General features: G+C 42.5%; 14 protein-coding genes. 4 read left to right on the top strand and 10 right to left on the bottom strand.

Features of this window, described 5'->3' with window-relative positions:
* Positions 1 to 507 carry a GNAT family N-acetyltransferase gene (locus tag BA81_RS16185; protein ID WP_034283697.1) on the top strand — a complete coding sequence of 169 codons (507 nt, stop codon included), beginning with the start codon at positions 1 to 3 and terminating at the stop codon, positions 505 to 507.
* 209 nt (positions 508 to 716) lie between these two features.
* Here the strand turns inward: BA81_RS16185 and BA81_RS16180 are convergent, their stop codons facing one another.
* From BA81_RS16180 to BA81_RS16170, 3 genes are read right to left on the bottom strand one after another with little or no spacing between them, the layout of a single operon-like run.
* Positions 717 to 1535, bottom strand: coding sequence for a YihY/virulence factor BrkB family protein (locus tag BA81_RS16180; RefSeq protein WP_034283696.1), 819 nt, complete (start codon positions 1533 to 1535; stop codon positions 717 to 719).
* Between the two features lie 27 nt (positions 1536 to 1562).
* On the bottom strand, positions 1563 to 1886 hold the full coding sequence (locus BA81_RS16175) for a YtxH domain-containing protein (RefSeq protein WP_034283695.1): 324 nt from the start codon (positions 1884 to 1886) through the stop codon (positions 1563 to 1565).
* A 20-nt stretch (positions 1887 to 1906) separates the two neighbouring features.
* Positions 1907 to 2377, bottom strand: coding sequence for a low molecular weight protein-tyrosine-phosphatase (locus tag BA81_RS16170; protein ID WP_024425273.1), 471 nt, complete (start codon positions 2375 to 2377; stop codon positions 1907 to 1909).
* Positions 2378 to 2550: 173 nt separating this feature from the next.
* Here BA81_RS16170 and BA81_RS16165 point away from each other — a divergent pair, with 173 nt between their 5' ends.
* Positions 2551 to 3906, top strand: coding sequence for an alanine/glycine:cation symporter family protein (locus tag BA81_RS16165; protein WP_034283694.1), 1356 nt, complete (start codon positions 2551 to 2553; stop codon positions 3904 to 3906).
* A 77-nt stretch (positions 3907 to 3983) separates the two neighbouring features.
* Positions 3984 to 4199, top strand: coding sequence for a DUF1128 domain-containing protein (locus tag BA81_RS16160; RefSeq protein ID WP_003214000.1), 216 nt, complete (start codon positions 3984 to 3986; stop codon positions 4197 to 4199).
* Between the two features lie 107 nt (positions 4200 to 4306).
* Here the strand turns inward: BA81_RS16160 and BA81_RS16155 are convergent, their stop codons facing one another.
* Positions 4307 to 4825 carry a type 1 glutamine amidotransferase domain-containing protein gene (locus tag BA81_RS16155; RefSeq protein ID WP_034283692.1) on the bottom strand — a complete coding sequence of 173 codons (519 nt, stop codon included), beginning with the start codon at positions 4823 to 4825 and terminating at the stop codon, positions 4307 to 4309.
* 253 nt (positions 4826 to 5078) lie between these two features.
* Here BA81_RS16155 and BA81_RS16150 point away from each other — a divergent pair, with 253 nt between their 5' ends.
* Positions 5079 to 9371: a multifunctional 2',3'-cyclic-nucleotide 2'-phosphodiesterase/3'-nucleotidase/5'-nucleotidase gene (locus BA81_RS16150; protein ID WP_034283690.1), complete on the top strand. Its 4293-nt coding sequence runs from the start codon at positions 5079 to 5081 to the stop codon at positions 9369 to 9371.
* Between the two features lie 38 nt (positions 9372 to 9409).
* Here the strand turns inward: BA81_RS16150 and BA81_RS16145 are convergent, their stop codons facing one another.
* From BA81_RS16145 to BA81_RS16120, 6 genes are all read right to left on the bottom strand, one after another.
* Entirely contained in the window at positions 9410 to 9844 is a 435-nt protein-coding gene (locus tag BA81_RS16145; protein ID WP_034283689.1) for a hypothetical protein, read from the bottom strand.
* 65 nt (positions 9845 to 9909) lie between these two features.
* Positions 9910 to 10638, bottom strand: coding sequence for a trehalose operon repressor (gene treR / locus BA81_RS16140; protein ID WP_034283687.1), 729 nt, complete (start codon positions 10636 to 10638; stop codon positions 9910 to 9912).
* A gap of 19 nt (positions 10639 to 10657) precedes the next feature.
* On the bottom strand, positions 10658 to 12358 hold the full coding sequence (gene treC, locus BA81_RS16135) for an alpha,alpha-phosphotrehalase (RefSeq protein ID WP_034283686.1): 1701 nt from the start codon (positions 12356 to 12358) through the stop codon (positions 10658 to 10660).
* 15 nt (positions 12359 to 12373) lie between these two features.
* Positions 12374 to 13810 carry a PTS system trehalose-specific EIIBC component gene (gene treP, locus BA81_RS16130; RefSeq protein ID WP_034283685.1) on the bottom strand — a complete coding sequence of 479 codons (1437 nt, stop codon included), beginning with the start codon at positions 13808 to 13810 and terminating at the stop codon, positions 12374 to 12376.
* Between the two features lie 168 nt (positions 13811 to 13978).
* Positions 13979 to 14365, bottom strand: coding sequence for a DnaJ family domain-containing protein (locus tag BA81_RS16125; protein ID WP_034283684.1), 387 nt, complete (start codon positions 14363 to 14365; stop codon positions 13979 to 13981).
* A gap of 179 nt (positions 14366 to 14544) precedes the next feature.
* Positions 14545 to 16269, bottom strand: coding sequence for a methyl-accepting chemotaxis protein (locus BA81_RS16120; RefSeq protein WP_034283683.1), 1725 nt, complete (start codon positions 16267 to 16269; stop codon positions 14545 to 14547).
* Positions 16270 to 16282: the final 13 nt, after the last annotated feature.

The raw sequence follows: 16282 nt of genomic DNA, 5'->3' as shown, positions 1-16282 counted from the left end.
TTGTTTACATATCACATCACAAATGAATTGACTTTGGCATCTCTACAATTAGATGATGCGGACTCACTATTTAGCCTTATTCAAAAGAATAAGGCCCATTTAGGGGAGTGGCTGCCTTGGGTTCATCACTGCAATAGCATAGAAGCGGTCAAAACGTTTATTCAATCAACTCAAACCACTTACGATGAACAAAAAGGGTTGGAAGCTGGCATTCAGCTGAACGAGCAATTAATCGGTGTGTTCCGTCTGACATTTGATCAACAATTAGGCAATATCGGTTATTGGTTTGATGAAGACGCGCAAGGACAGGGCATTGTGACAACCATCGTCAAAGCTATGACAGAAACCTTTGCTCCTAAAGTCGATGGATTTGAAATTTTTTGCCCTATTGGTCATGTCAGAAGTGAACGTGTAGCGATAAACGCAGGGTTTCAGCATGATCCTCATTACCAGTCAAAACCTGATACAGCTTTTATTCTTAAGCGATATATACGATTGTCGAAATAAAAAACTCCCCTGCATCTATGCAGAGGAGTTTTTTTCATTTAATGATAACCATTTTGCCCGTTTGCACTGCCGCTTGTTTTGTGCTTTGGCTGATGGCCTTTGTTTTGTTTCGTGTTGCTTCCGCCTTTTTTCGATTGTTTGGACATATGTGATTCCCCCATCCATCAAGATTGAACATGTTCGTTCTTCTTTAGGATGCCCGGATTTCTTCACACCTTGCCTGGTACGATTTTACGCTTATGTAAAAGCGCATTGAGCTCGCCGCCAAGAATGATCATGATGCCGGTTAAATAAAACCAGATCATTAAAATAATAATTCCCCCAATACTTCCGTACATCGCACTGTAATTAGCAAACTCGCCTACGTAAAATGAGAACAGCATGCTCACCAAAATCCATCCAATCGAGGCAAAAATAGCGCCTGGCAGAACAAATTTCAATTTCAATCTAATGTTTGGGGCGAAATAGTACAAGGCTGTAAACACAATCAATAAAATCAGCGGGCTAATGATCCACCTCATGGCCGTCCACATGGTGAGAAAGGCATCTGACTGCCCGACTAATTCAGCGAGAAATAAGCCAAGTTCTTTTCCAAAGACAGGCAGCATTAAGGCAAAAATAATCGTAAGAACCATCGCTATCGTTAAGATGATGGATGTCAAACGTACGAGAATGAAAGAACGATTTTCCTCAACTTCGTAAGCATGGTTAAATGCTCTGACGACGGCATTAATCCCGTTAGATGCAGACCAAAGGGCGGCAATAATCCCGAATGACAGCAATCCGCCGTTACGGCTGTTCAGTGTCTCTTCGGCAATGGATTCAATCATCGAAAGCGCTCCTTCTGGCGCATAACCAGAGATGACGCTTAGGACATCCTTCGACGTCAGCGGCAAATATCCAACGAGCGTCAGCACGAAGATGAGAAACGGAAATAATGAAAGCAAAAAGAAGTAAGCAAGCTCAGCAGATTTTGCCGGTCCTTCATGCAGCAAAAAGCGTTCAATTAACGCTTTAATAAAACCCATACGCCTCATCTCCAATGATCAATCTTTCTATTTCGATCGAAAGTGATCCTTTGTTTCTTCAATAATCTCTAATACTTTTGGGGTTGTTTCCTTTAACTGATTGACTTGTTCATTTAAAAATGACAAATCATCTGAGACTGTTCGCATCAGCTGCTTCGTTTCTTCCATTTTTTCTTTCATGCAAGCAGAAATTCTGGCTGGCTCCTGACGGTATTCCGCCAGCTTTTCCTGACAGTCATCCCATTTGTCTTTAAGCGCGATTCTCGTTGGCCGATGAAATAATGTCAGCAGTGCGCCGCAAACTGCTCCTATCACAGCTCCTCGAAGCATGATTTGATTTTTTTCTTCCATCTCGTCTGATCTCCTTTCAGTTAAAGGTGTTTCTCTTTTTTTACATACGTCAAAAAACGATCAATTCCTTTTTCAATTAAATCATGTACTTCCTCAAAGTTTCCAGTGTAATAAGGGTCTGGCACATCATCTCGATCGTCGTCTTCAACAAAGTCAAGAAGACGGCCAATAAAGTGATGTTTCCCATAGCCGGCTATACTGCGAAGTGCCCCAACATTTTCAGCATCCATCGCAATGATATAGTCGTATGCTGTGATGTCCTCATCTATGATTTGTCTTGCGGACATTCCTTCATAGCTGATCCCTTTTTCATCAAGCAGCTTTCGTGTTCCTTCATGCGGAGGGCTGCCTTGATGCCAGCCGCCAATGCCTGCTGAATCAATGACAAAGTGCTCGCTTAGCCCCTCATCTTCTACTCGTTTTCTAAACATGGCCTCTGCCATCGGTGATCTGCAAATATTGCCAAGACATACGAATAATACATGAATCATCCTTCATTCTCCTCCTATCTTTTCCCTAAGAACTGCTTTCGGAAACCTTTTCTCTATCATATCAAGCCCTTTTTCTTTTGAAAACTTTGCAAGAAAAACTCCCATCGGCATTGACACATTATACAAAAAAAGGTGACACTTTAGGAGAAATAAACAAATAAAGGGGGATACATATGGGATGGGTAGAACAGATTGTCAGCAGTATCAATGATGTATTATGGGGACCGCCGCTTTTGTTTTTGATCGTGGGGACAGGGATTTACCTTACCTTTCGCGTGCTCTTCATTCAAATTAGGCTGCTCCCCTATTCGCTTAAGCTGGCATTTTCAAAGCAAGATAAGACATCAGAAGGTGATATTTCTCACTTCCAAGCATTAATGACAGCCCTTGCTGCAACGGTTGGAACGGGAAATATTGTAGGGGTCGCCTCTGCTGTCATTGCCGGCGGACCAGGCGCTGTGTTTTGGATGTGGTTTGCAGCGTTCTTTGGAATGGCGACAAAATATGCTGAAGCTGTTCTCGCAGTGAAATACCGTGTCAAAAATGAAAAAGGGGAAATGTCTGGCGGGCCGATGTACTATTTGGAGCATGGCTTGAAGCAAAAATGGCTAGGGGTGCTGTTTGCTATTTTTGGCGCTACGGCTGCCTTTGGGATTGGGAATCTCGTGCAGTCAAATTCGATTTCTGGTGTCATGAATTCAACCTTTCAAATTCCAACATGGATCACCGGCATTATTATTACGGCCTTTACTGCCCTCGTGATTTTAGGCGGGATTAAAAGCATTGGCCGTGTGACGGCTATTTTTGTACCGGTCATGGCTTTATTCTACGTCATTTGCGGACTGATCATTCTTGTCATGAATGCGGATCTTGTCCCAAGTGCCGTCGGGCTCATTTTTACGGATGCATTTACAGGTCAAGCCGTTGCAGGCGGTGCAATCGGTACCGTAATCCGCTGGGGTGTGGCGAGAGGGGTATTTTCCAATGAAGCGGGTCTCGGTTCTGCACCAATCGCTGCAGCTGCTGCCAAAACAGATATGCCTGCTCGTCAAGCGCTTGTGTCAATGACGCAAGTCTTTATTGATACGATGATTGTTTGTTCCATTACAGGGATCACAATTGTCATGGCCGATATGTACGTCACAGAAAAAAGTGATGCACTCACCTCGTTATCCTTTGCTCATTTCCTTGGTCCAATCGGCTCAATCATTGTTGCAATCGGCTTACTTTTATTCGCCTATTCCACCATTATTGGCTGGTCCTATTATGGCGAAAAATGCTTTACATATTTGGCGAAAGATTCATATGTGATGTATTATCGTGTTGTGTTTGTTATTGCTGTCTTTTTCGGTGCCGTGTTTAAGAATGATTTCGTCTGGGGCGTGGCTGATATGCTAAACGGACTGATGGCTGTTCCTAACTTAATCGGCCTCATCGGTTTATCTGGGGTTGTCGTGTTTGAATCTAAACGAATCATTGATAAGATCAAGCAGGAGAAAAAGGAGAAAAACATCTCGGTGTCGTCTTAATAGCCCTTTTATTCTTTTGCATTTCTGTTAAAATAGACATATTATTCAACACATATGCAGGAAAGGACGTGCCGCCCTTGTCAGAGCAAAAAGCGGCTGAAGTCAATCAGCTGATTGAAGACATTTCGCAAAAGTTAAATATGCTGAACATTGGAGTCATCAAAGCCGAGGACTTCAGTCCAGACAAGTACGAAGATATTGAATTTCTACACCAAATGGTGATGAAAAAATCTTCATTCAGCCCAAGTGAAATGCAAGCCATCGCAAGCGAGCTAAAAAACTTAAGAAAATAATCGTGCAAAGGAAACTGGATTGCGGTTTACGCCGCTTTCTTCCATCCATGCGCAGAAAAAGCCAGCACCCCGCAAGGTGCTGGCTTTGTTTATCCTGTCAAAACTGCTTATTTTGCGAGCAGTTTTAATGATTCACGGTTAAATGCTGGAATGTCATCAGGTGTACGGCTTGTCACAAGCTGATCCTGACAAACGACAACTTCTTCATCTTTGAATTTTGCGCCTGCGTTTTCCATATCTACTTGAATGGATGTATAGCCAGTCGCGCCTCTGCCTTCCAGCGTCTTCGCTGTAATGAGCAATTGCGGTCCGTGACAAATCGCAAATACTGGTTTTTTCTCGTCCATAAATGCTCTTGTGAATTGGACATAGCGATCATCTGCACGCAGAATGTCTGGGGAGAACCCGCCAGGAATCAGAAGTGCATCGAAGTCTTCAGGCTTCACGTTATCAATGGACGCATCCACTCTCACTTCTGCTTCTCCTTGCTTCCCTTTCACTGTTTTTCCTTTTTCGTTTTCAATCACTGTGACCTCATGGCCTGCATCTTTAAAGGCTTTTGCAGGCTCGGTGAATTCAACATCCTCAAAGTAATCTGTTAATACAACTGCAATTTTCTTACCCATGTAGAAACCCTCCTGCTTGATTATCGTTACACTACACACTATACCCGGGTACATTGAAATCAAACATCCTATCCCGATCAGAAAACCCCTTATGATGAAAATAAGCATTTAGACTTATTTATATTCCCTCAACAAGGTAATTCGTATGATTTATGTTATCTTTACAATAATCTGCAAAAAATAACTACAAAAGTTAACGAAACATTTCTACAATAGGTATTGTGGTCAAAAAAATTTGAAAGGCGGAGATCAGGTGAAGAAGCAAGCACATAGGTCTAAACGAAGGAAAAACCTGTCTATTCTGCTCACTTCCATTATGATGATTAGTCTCATTCTCCCAGCAGTACCTACTCATGCAGCAATAGAAAACGGCGATGCCGTAAAAGTCAGCATCTTAGCCACAACGGATGTTCATGCGAACATGATGAATTATGATTATTACAGTGACAAAGAAACAAATGAGTTTGGCTTAGCAAAAACAGCCGAGCTGATTGAAAAGCACCGGTCACAAAATCCAAATACACTCCTTGTTGATAACGGAGACCTGATTCAAGGAACCCCTCTTGGAGAATACGTTTACAAAAATGAGAAAGACAGTATCATCAATCAAACAAAGGTTCACCCCATTATTCATACACTCAACAAACTAAAATACGATGCAGGAACACTTGGCAATCATGAATTTAACTACGGATTATCATTTCTTGATGGTACCATTGCCGGCGCTAACTTCCCGATTGTCAATGCGAACGTCAAAAAGTTAAATGGAGAACACCGTTTTACGCCTTATGTGATCCAAGATAAAACCTTTAAAGATGCAAACGGAGCTTCACAAACTGTAAAAGTCGGTTACATAGGATTCGTTCCACCGCAAATTATGACGTGGGATAAGAAACATTTAGATGGACAAGTTCAAGTGCAGGATATCGTCGAATCTGCCAATGAAACCATTCCTGAAATGAAGGAAAAAGGGGCAGATATCATCGTCGCTCTTGCCCATACAGGAATTGAAAAAACCGCTTCGCCTAAAGGGTCAGAAAATATGATCTTTGATCTTGCCACGAAAACAAAAGGCATCGATGCGATCGTGTCCGGCCACCAGCACGGCACATTCCCAAGCGCTGAATATAGCGGCGTCGACAAATTCGATGTCTCAAAAGGAACCATCAACGGTATTCCAGTCGTCATGTCAAAAAACTGGGGAAGCTACCTCGGAGTCATTGATTTAACATTAGAGCCTGACGGCAGCAAATGGAAGGTCACAGACGGAACAGGAAAGATTGAACCTGTTGCAGGAGTCACTTCTCAAAACAGCACTGTGAAAGATGCCATTCAAACAACGCATCAAAACACACTTGATTATGTGAGAAAACCTGTCGGTAAAACAGAAGCAGACATTAACAGCTTTTTTGCTCAAGTGATGGATGACCCTTCTATTCAAATTGTGACAGATGCACAAAAATGGTATGCACAAGAAAAAATGAAGGATACCGCGTACAAAAACTTACCGATTTTATCTGCAGGCGCCCCGTTTAAAGCCGGCGGTCGAAACGGTGTGAATTATTATACGAATATCGCAAAAGGTGATTTAGCGATTAAAAATATCGGCGATCTCTACCTTTACGATAACACCGTGCAGATTGTTAAACTCAAAGGCAGTGAAGTAAAAGACTGGCTCGAGATGTCTGCCGGACAGTTTAATCAAATCAAACCAAACGAATCAAATGAACAGCCTATTTTAAACGAAGAATACCGCTCGTATAACTTTGATGTGATCGATGGTATCACCTATCAAGTCGATGTGACGCAGCCTGCTAAGTACAGTACAACAGGCACCCTTGTCAATGCAAATGCAAACCGCATTAAAAACCTGTCCTACAACGGGAAACCAGTCTCTGACAATCAAGAATTTTTAGTCGTGACGAACAACTATCGAGCTTCTGGCGGCGGAGGCTTCCCGCATCTGACGCAAGATAAAGTGGTGCTTGCCTCAGCTGATGAGAACCGCCAAGTACTGATGGATTATATTATCGAACAAAAAACCATCAACCCAAGTGCGGATCAAAACTGGTCCATTGCACCAATCAAAGGCGCAACAGTCACATTCGAATCTTCTCTTATGGCTAAGCCGTTTGCTGAAAAATCAAGCAGCATAGACTTTGTTCGTAACGCCAGCACAGATGGTCTTGGCGTGTACAAGCTAGCCTTTAAAGAGGATGGCACAACAGAACCGCCTGCATCAGACAACTGGAATTTAACGGTGATGCATACAAACGATACACATGCCCACCTTGATGATGCAGCAAGACGTGCAACAAAGATTAAAGAAGTTCGAGCCGAAAGCAAAAACAACATTTTATTAGATGCTGGAGACGTCTTCTCTGGTGACCTATATTTCACAAAATGGCAAGGACTTGCCGACCTAAAACTAATGAACTTAATGAAATATGATGCCATGACGTTTGGTAATCATGAATTTGACAAAGGTCCTTCTGTTCTTCGTCAATTCCTGACGGGTGATGCTTCAGATGTAGATGCGAAAAACCGTCACCAATTTGAAAAGCCTGCATTCCCAATTGTGTCATCAAACGTTGATGTCTCTAAGGAAAAACAATTGAGCGGCTTAGTGAAAAAGCCAGCGACATTTAAAGCTGGTGAGAAAAAAGAAGCTGGGATATACCCATACATCCTGCTTGATGTAAACGGTGAAAAGGTGGCTGTATTCGGCTTAACCACTGAAGACACGGCCATTACATCCAGCAGCGGTCCCAACATTCAATTCAAGGATGCATACAAGAAAGCAAAAGAAACAGTTAACACGATTCAAACAGAAGAAAAAATCAACAAAATCATTGCTTTAACACACATTGGCTATAACCGTGACCTTGAGCTTGCTCAAAAAGTAGATGGTATTGATTTAATCATTGGCGGTCACACGCACACCCTTGTTGAAAAATTAAAGGTCGTCAATAAGAAAGAACCAACGATTGTCGCACAGGTAAAAGACTACGGACAATTTTTAGGAAAAGTAGACGTGGCCTTTAATCAAAAAGGAGTCGTACAGCCAAAGGAATCTTCTTTTGATCTCATCACCATCGATGACTCTGTCAAAGAAGATGCTGATGCAAAAGCGATCCTCGATCAGTACAAGGCAGATATTCAAGATTTAAAAACGGAAAAAGTCGGGTCTGCTGATGTCCTCTTAGATGGACAACGCGAGCATGTCCGTGCAAAGGAAACGAACCTTGGGAACTTTATTGCTGACGGCATGCTGAAGAAAGCGCAAGAATCTGCTGGTGCTGATCTTGCCATCACAAACGGCGGCGGAATTCGAGGCAGCATTGAAAAAGGAGATATCACTTTAGGTGATATTTTAACGGTCATGCCATTTGGAAACACACTCTATGTCGCAGATCTAAAAGGCAGCCAAATTAAGAAAGCACTCGAACAAGGGCTTTCAGGCATTGAGGAAGGCGGCGGCGCATTCCCTCATGTAGCCGGCATTGAATATACGTTTACACTGAGTAAACCAGCTGGCAGCAGACTCATTGATGTCAAACTGAAAGACGAAAACGGCAAACTAACAGACATTGATGATAAGAAAACATACCGCGTGGCAACAAACGCATTTGTTGGCACAGGCGGAGATGGCTACAGTGTCTTTACAGAAGCCTCTCACGGCGAAGACTTAGGCTATGTTGACTATGAAATCTTCAAAGAGCAAATTGAACAGGCAGACGGCGGGCATATTTCTCCTGTCATCGATCACAGGGTGAAAGAAGTGTTCCTTCCGCGTGCGAAAGGAAAAGGCACCTATGACATTCAAGATGATGAGAAATTCCAAACGTATGTGCAGCATACAAACAAAGCATTGCTCTATTTAGACAAAGCGAGCGAAGCGAAAAACGTTCAATTGTCTCTATCAAAAGCGCAGGTAGCCGAGCTGAAGAAAAGAGAGCAAGATCCAAACGTCACCATCTATCATGACAAAGTGGGACTCGCATTACCGCTCTCTAACTTGTCCGAGAAAAGCGCAGATATATGGATGACAAAGACGGATAAGGTGAAAAATGCATTAACGGATACGTATGATTTCCAAATCAAACAAGATCAGAAAAAGGTTTCTACCTTTAAAGATTCTGTCACACTATCCTTTACATTAGATGAGCCTCAAAAGGCGAAGAAACCTGGTGTATATTATGTAGACCGCAAGAAAAACCGTTATGCAAAAACAAGTAACGGATCGTTCGAAAATGGTGTCGTATCAGGTCAAACTGAACACTTCAGCGAATATACCGTACTCAACCAAAGCGGGGCAGCTGGAACAACGCCAGATCAAACTGGCGGAGACGGCGGTACATCAGCGCCAGGCGGAGGTACAGGTACAGATCCAAACCAAGATGGAACCGGACTCCCAGGCGGCACACTCCCGAATACAGCAACAATGATGTATACAGCTGTATTGATTGGCGTACTCATGCTTGCCTCAGGCGGTATCCTATATTACTACCAGCGCAAGCGTACAAGAAAAAATGTATCATCCTAAAAGAAAAGGACAGAGCCTATGCTCTGTCTTTTCTCATCTCAATCTTGGGATAAATAAATCCAATTGCGTTTATCAAATTGTTTCACCTCATCTGATCCTATATGACGCAGCATTCTATTGAAGAACGTGATGTCATCTTCATCATCGACGGCATATAAATCCTCTTGAACATAATTTCTTATAATAAAATTCGTTAAGTTTGTATTATTCACAAAGTCTGCAAAATAATCTTCTACAAGAGTTAAATCCTCTTCACTTAATTTTTCATCATTGATAATGGAAATATGAAAAACATTCAAATACGCTTGTATATCTTCTTCATCCATATAACATAAAGGTTCCAGCTTTCTGTCTTCTGCCGTAAACGGTTTTCGCGTATCTTCAATGATGACATAACATAAAATCTGCTGATCTTTCATCACACTGAATATTTCTAAATCTCTTAATTTTAATGGTCTATTTACTCTCATCATCTTTCCCCCAGAAAGTAGTGATCTATTCGTCATCTACTTTTCCCATAACCTGAAAAGGACAGAGCCTAGGCTCTGTCCATTTTTTCTCTTCTAGCAAAATCGACGAATCTGAAGCGGTCTAATCGGTGACGGCTTTCTGTGTATTGAAATAGACTCGTATCCTCTAAGAACACATAATTCTTTACCACAACGACATGGTCAAATCCCTTCAAATCAAGGTACTTGGCGTCCTCTTCTGTACATGGCTCTACCACAAATTCTTTTTGAGCATAGCTGATCGATACACCGAGTTCTCCCTCAATATACTCGTAGATTGATCCTTCGCATATGTCTTTAGACAATACTTCGACATGCTTTTGCAAAAAGTAGTCCTTGTCTAAAATCACCTCTTCCCCGCTAATATTGCGAGATCGAATGACTTTCCAGACGTCTGTCTGTTCATCAATTTTCAGCTGAGACTGAATATACTGATCCGGTTTGATTAAACCAAATTCATGAACTGTTGTGACCGTCTTTCGGCCAAGCGTTTGGGAAAGCTCTTTAAAGCTGACAAGACCTGATACAGGAAACTGCATTTTCTCCCGATTCAGCAATACAGAGCCTTTCCCGCGGATTTTTTGAATATAGCCATTTTGCACAAGAATATTTAATGCCTTTCTCACCGTCTCCCGGGACGTGTCGTACATGATAGAAAGTTCATGCTCTGATGGAAGGATGCCTTTATCCTGCCATTCACCTTGCTCAATTCGTCTTGCGAGCTGATCATAAATCACTCGAAACTTATTCTCTTTCATTTTCCCTCCGCCCCATTTTCTAGCGTTTGGTTAAATGATAAACGATTGACTCATATGGGCGCAACGTAAATCCCTTGATATGTGCCGGCACATCCTCATAATTGGATAACAGGACTTGCCCCTCCATCTCATCTACAGCCTGCACAAGCTCATCAGGAAGCGTAAAGTCCGCCTCCCCTGCATAAAAGTGGTTGATCACGAGGAGCTTCTCATTCTTGCTTTCTCTAACATAAGCAAAAATCTTTGGATCTTCTGCTAAAAGTAAGGAGAAGCTGCCATATGTGATCACATCAAGTTCTTTACGCAGTCTGCAAAGGGCTTGGTAATGATAGAAAATGGACGTCCGGTCTTTTAACGCAGCTTCGACCGAAATGTCGTTATCGGCTGGCTCAATCCAAGGCGTTCCTGTTGTGAAGCCTGCATTCTTCTCTGAGGTCCACTGCATTGGAGTTCTCGCATTATCTCTTGACTTGACCTGTAAAATGGCGAGTGCTTCTTCCTTTGATTTTCCCTTTTCAAGCATGACTTCGTACATATTGAGTGATTCGATATCACGGTAAGACGAAATGTCCTCAAAGCGAGGATTCTTCATGCCAATTTCCTCACCTTGATAAATATAAGGAGTCCCCTGCATCAGATGAATCGTGGTCGCCAGCATCTTCGCTGATTGCTGATGATACGTGTCATCATCACCATATCTTGAGACGATACGCGGCTGATCATGATTGCACCAGAACAGCGCATTCCAGCCGCCGCCCTCATGCATTTTCGTCTGCCATTCAGACAGAATCGACTTTAATTCTTGAAAATCAAATGGTGCGATCGCCCACTTTTCGCCGTTTGGATAATCCACCTTTAAATGATGGAAGTTAAACGTCATATCCAGCTCCTGCCGATCAGGTCTTGTATACCGAATGCAGTCTGCGATATTCGTTGAAGACATTTCTCCAACTGTCATGCTATCGTATTTCGAAAAAACCTCCTGGTTCATTTCATGCAGAAATTCATGAATTCTCGGCCCGTCCGTATAGTACATGCGGCCGTCGCCTTGCACAGATTGTCCGGCATCATCTAAGAAGCGCTGATCCTTTGAAATGTTGTTGATGACATCCAGCCTGAACCCATCAATTCCTTTTTCAAACCAAAAGTGCATGATGTCATATACTTTCCTGCGCACCTCATCCTTCTCCCAATTGAGATCCGCCTGAGTGACATCATATAAATGGAGATAATAATCTCCTGTTACTTCGTCTAGCTCCCAGGCTGGGCCGCCAAATTTCGACTGCCAATCATTCGGAGGAGATCCGTCCGCTTTTGGCTCCTTCCAAATATAATAATCTCGGTAAGGGTTATCCTTTGACTCACGCGAGGCTTGAAACCACTCATGGAAAATGGATGTATGGTTAACGGCTAGATCCATGATGACTCGTATTCCTCTCTCATGCGCTTCCTTCAGCATGCGTTCAAAATCTGTCATTGTGCCGTACATGTCATGGATTTTTGTATAATCACTAATATCATAGCCGTTGTCATGCTGCGGGGACTCATACATTGGCGTGAGCCAAATACAATCCGCCCCAAGCTCTTTGATGTAATCAAGCTTTTTCGTCACGCCATTGATATCCCCTGTACCAGAGCCCGTTGTATCTAAAAAGCTCTTCGGATAAATTTGATAGACCACCGCTTTTTTCCACCATGGTTCATTTGATTGCTGATTCAATTTCCTTCACCACCACTAGTTAAGTTCTTCTGAAAAATCCTTCTTCTTTTTTAGTTTTGCATATAAAAGAGTACCGATGAATGGGAGGATGAGTACAATCACCATTCCAATTGCAAATGCCCCCCAATATTTCGGGATAATGGAGAAGATTCCTGGAATGCCTCCAACACCAACTGAGCTTGCCAGCACCCCTTGAGAGGCGATAAACATACCGGCTAATCCTGAGCTGATCAGTGCAAAAATAAATGGGAATCGATAACGCAGGTTGACCCCAAACATCGCCGGTTCGGTAATTCCTAAATAAGCAGAAATACTTGATGTCAGCGAAAGTCCTTTTTGTTTTTCATCTTTTAAGACAAACATCATTGCCAGTGCAGCTGATCCTTGTGCGATATTGGACAGTGCAAGCATTGGCCATAGGAACGTGCCGTGCAGCTTTGAGTTAATCAATTGAATATCCACAGCGAGGAACGTATGGTGCATTCCTGTAATGACTAATGCTGCATACAGTCCGCCGTATAATAGACCGCCAAGTGCTGCGAATTGCTGGAATACAGCTACAAGTCCAGATGTTAAAACATTACCGATTGCAAAGGTAACAGGTCCAATGACGATAAATGACAAAAATCCAATGACTAATAACGTAATCGGTGCAACAACTAAAAGCTGAATACTTTCAGGTGTCCGTTTTGTAATAAATAATTCGAGCTTTGCAAGTAAATAAGAGGCAACGAGTATCGGAAGAACCTGTCCTTGATAGCCTACCTTCTGCACTTCAAGTCCAAACAAGTTCCAAACAGGAATGTCACCGGTCTTCTCAGCCGCTCCATAGCCCCATGCGTTTAACAAGTCTGGATGTACAAGCATTAGTCCAAGGACCATTCCTAAAAGCGGATTCCCCCCAAACCGCTTCACAGCTGACCAGCCAATTAATGCTGGCAGGAAGGTGAAGGCAGTGCCTGCAATTAAGTTGATCATATTCGCTAAGTCAGCCCATGCCGGATACACATCTACTATCGATTTTTGATCAAAGAAAATATCAGGGGCTGTTAAAATATTGTTAATCCCCATTAATAAACCGGCTGTGACGATGGCAGGAAGAATCGGTATAAAGATATCCGCAAGCGTTTTCACAGCACGCTGCAATGGATTTAGTTTTTGATCAGAGGCACGCTTGACGTCCTCTTTTGTGGCTTCCCCAATCCCCGTCTGTTTCACCATTTCGGCATATACTCGATTGACGATCCCTTGACCGATCACCACTTGGTATTGACCGTTCGCTGAGAAAGATCCCTTCACTTCATCAATTTGTTCAAGTGCTTTCTCATCCACCCTGCCTTCATCTTTCAGCACAAAGCGCAGTCTTGTTACACAATGTGTCGCTTGATCAATATTTTCTTTGCCGCCGATGGCTTTCACAATCTGATCTGCTGCTGCCTGATAATCAGCCATACTATCCCCTCCGAGATCGTTTTTTTATATAAGAAAAAAGAACCAAAAAACTTGTATATACATGTTTGATTCTTATTTTATATTTGTATATACATGTAGTCAACAACAAAATGTAGCGCTTACATAAAAAAAGCCCCCTCAATGTGCTCAGGGAGAGGCAGCGTGTCATCATCTTTTTTTATGCTCCGTTAATTTCTCGTAGACCTTATTTTTATAAAAGGAGGAAGCTGGACGGGCAAAAGTTTGGCGCTTAGATGTAAGTTCATCCAGACGTTTTTGTTTTTCTTCACATATGAGAGACAGCTTTTTTCTCTCCTCTCCGTCTATACTGGAGTGAAGCAGCTCTTTGACAGTCATGAGTTCTTTTTTCAGCGCTGTTTCTTCCCCAGCAAATCCGGCATTTTTCATGATGCGGTAGCCCATTCTAAGTTCTTCTGGTACATGAGCAGCATCATCTTTTGGCAGAGGCTTCCCAAAGCCAGATAATCCTTCAAAAGCCCCGTTATCCATCGCTTTTTTGATCCGTTCTTCTGATAATCTCTGCGCAAAATCCATAGCGTTTCTCCTTTCGCCGCAAGTATTTGATTAAGCATAGCAAAAAAGCTGGCTCTCTCACAAGAGCCAGCTTCAGCATCTAGACAACCCCTCGCATTCGGTGTCTATCCTGCGTTCAGGTGCTCGTCCCTTCTTCGCTGAAAAGAGAAAAAGGGCTAAAATATTTTAGCCCTTTCTCGTTATTTATTGTCGACTTTGAAGGTTGAGACCATTTGTGCTAAGTCATCCGACATATCAGAGAGCTGTTCAATCGCACTTGAAATTTGCTGCATACCAGCACTTTGCTGTTCTGTTGCTGCCGCTACTTCTTGAGAGCTGGCTGCATGTTCTTCCGATACAACAGAAATTTGCTCAATCGATGTAGAAATCGTTTGATATGCTTTCTCAACTTGCTTAATAGAAGCAAGCAAATTGTTCGTTCTTCTTGAAAACTGGGACACACCGTCGTAAATCAAAGCGAAGTTTTGTGACGTGCCTTCCATTTGCTCACGTCCTTCTTCCACTGCTTTACTGCTTTCCTCTACGCTTTCAAGAACGCGCTGACTGTTTTCCTGTGTACCGATGACAAGGTCTGAAACGGTTTTAGCCGCATCCGCTGATTGCTCAGCTAACTTGCGCACCTCATCTGCCACAACAGCAAAGCCTTTTCCTTCTTCTCCAACACGTGCCGCTTCAATGGAAGCATTCAGTGCAAGCAGATTCGTTTGTGCTGAAATGTCTGTAATAATCGAGATGACACTTTCAATCTCCGTTGAATGAGATTGTAATTCTTCTGCTGCCTGCTTTGAGTTGGTCATCTTGTCATGTAGCATATTCAGATGATCAAGCACATGGTTCACTAATTTTTGACCAGATTCTGACTGCTCTTGTACGTTAGATGAAACAGATTTCATTTCATCAACTTCTTTTGTGACACCTTCGATTTGCGTATCGATCTCAGCAACGGATGTCGTACAATCCGTAATATTTGCGACAGAATCATTGATTCCTTCACTCATATTCGTCATGGCTTCTGATACTTGCTGCGCACTTTGACTCGATTCGTTCGTCACCGTACGAAGCTGTGAAGACATTTTCGACACTTCACTAGATGAGTGTGAGATTTTCGAAATGAGCTCTTTGATCCGCCCCTGCATCTTTTGGAAGGATGCGGCAAGCTGGCCGATCTCGTCTTTACTTTCAACTTCTACCATTCCAGTTAAATCACCGTCAGCAATTCGGTTCGCTGATTCCATCAATGAACGTGCTGGTTTCGCAATTCTTCTTCCCATGATAAAGGAGAAGAGCAATCCACCGATGAGCACAATAGCAGATGCCACTGTGATATAGATCGTCAGCTTCTGCGTTGTTTGAGGCACGACAGACGCATCTAAATCAATGCCTAAAATCCCTGTCAGTTCACCGCCTGAATCCTTGATTGGCAAAAAGACTGATTTATGTGTACCAAATGAATCTTTGTAAATATCACTTTTGACCATTTTATCTTCAGAAAGAGCTTGTTTCATCTCATCTGAGAATGCATAATCCTGGTCAAAATCATTGTCTTCTCCAGTTAATACGATAATTCTTTCTTTACCGCCTTTATTAGATAACACGTATAAGTTCTCAAGCGTATGATCTTTTTGAAGCTCTGTGAATTTCGTTTTAATCTCGGCATAAATGGGGTCATCCTTCCCGCTAATGCTGAGCACGTTTCCATCGATGTTATCGATTTCTTTTTTGGCAGTATCAATATCTGTTGTTAATCGATAATCAAATTGCTTTAATAACTGGGATGATAAATCCTGGCTCACTAGATAAAAGGTTAGAACGAATAATGCAACGGTTGCGAGTAATGTTACGGTAACGACTGACATGATTTTAGAGGATATCGTGTATCCTCCAAATTTCCTTTGTTTCGCCATTTTTTCCTACATC

The sequence above is a fragment of the Bacillus safensis FO-36b genome (genome assembly GCF_000691165.1).
Classification (GTDB): domain Bacteria; phylum Bacillota; class Bacilli; order Bacillales; family Bacillaceae; genus Bacillus; species Bacillus safensis.
Note: the sequence above shows the minus strand (reverse complement) of the source record. Positions and strands in the feature narration are given on the sequence as shown.

Coding starts and splice junctions, on each gene's coding strand:
- treP (WP_034283685.1), bottom strand. CDS start 13,810: ATGGCTGATTATCAGGCAGCAGCAGATCAGATTGTGAAAGCCATCGGC.
- treR (WP_034283687.1), bottom strand. CDS start 10,638: ATGAAAGAGAATAAGTTTCGAGTGATTTATGATCAGCTCGCAAGACGA.
- BA81_RS16155 (WP_034283692.1), bottom strand. CDS start 4,825: ATGGGTAAGAAAATTGCAGTTGTATTAACAGATTACTTTGAGGATGTT.
- BA81_RS16120 (WP_034283683.1), bottom strand. CDS start 16,269: ATGGCGAAACAAAGGAAATTTGGAGGATACACGATATCCTCTAAAATC.
- BA81_RS16165 (WP_034283694.1), top strand. CDS start 2,551: ATGGGATGGGTAGAACAGATTGTCAGCAGTATCAATGATGTATTATGG.
- BA81_RS16180 (WP_034283696.1), bottom strand. CDS start 1,535: ATGGGTTTTATTAAAGCGTTAATTGAACGCTTTTTGCTGCATGAAGGA.
- BA81_RS16175 (WP_034283695.1), bottom strand. CDS start 1,886: ATGGAAGAAAAAAATCAAATCATGCTTCGAGGAGCTGTGATAGGAGCA.
- BA81_RS16125 (WP_034283684.1), bottom strand. CDS start 14,365: ATGGATTTTGCGCAGAGATTATCAGAAGAACGGATCAAAAAAGCGATG.
- BA81_RS16145 (WP_034283689.1), bottom strand. CDS start 9,844: ATGATGAGAGTAAATAGACCATTAAAATTAAGAGATTTAGAAATATTC.
- BA81_RS16170 (WP_024425273.1), bottom strand. CDS start 2,377: ATGATTCATGTATTATTCGTATGTCTTGGCAATATTTGCAGATCACCG.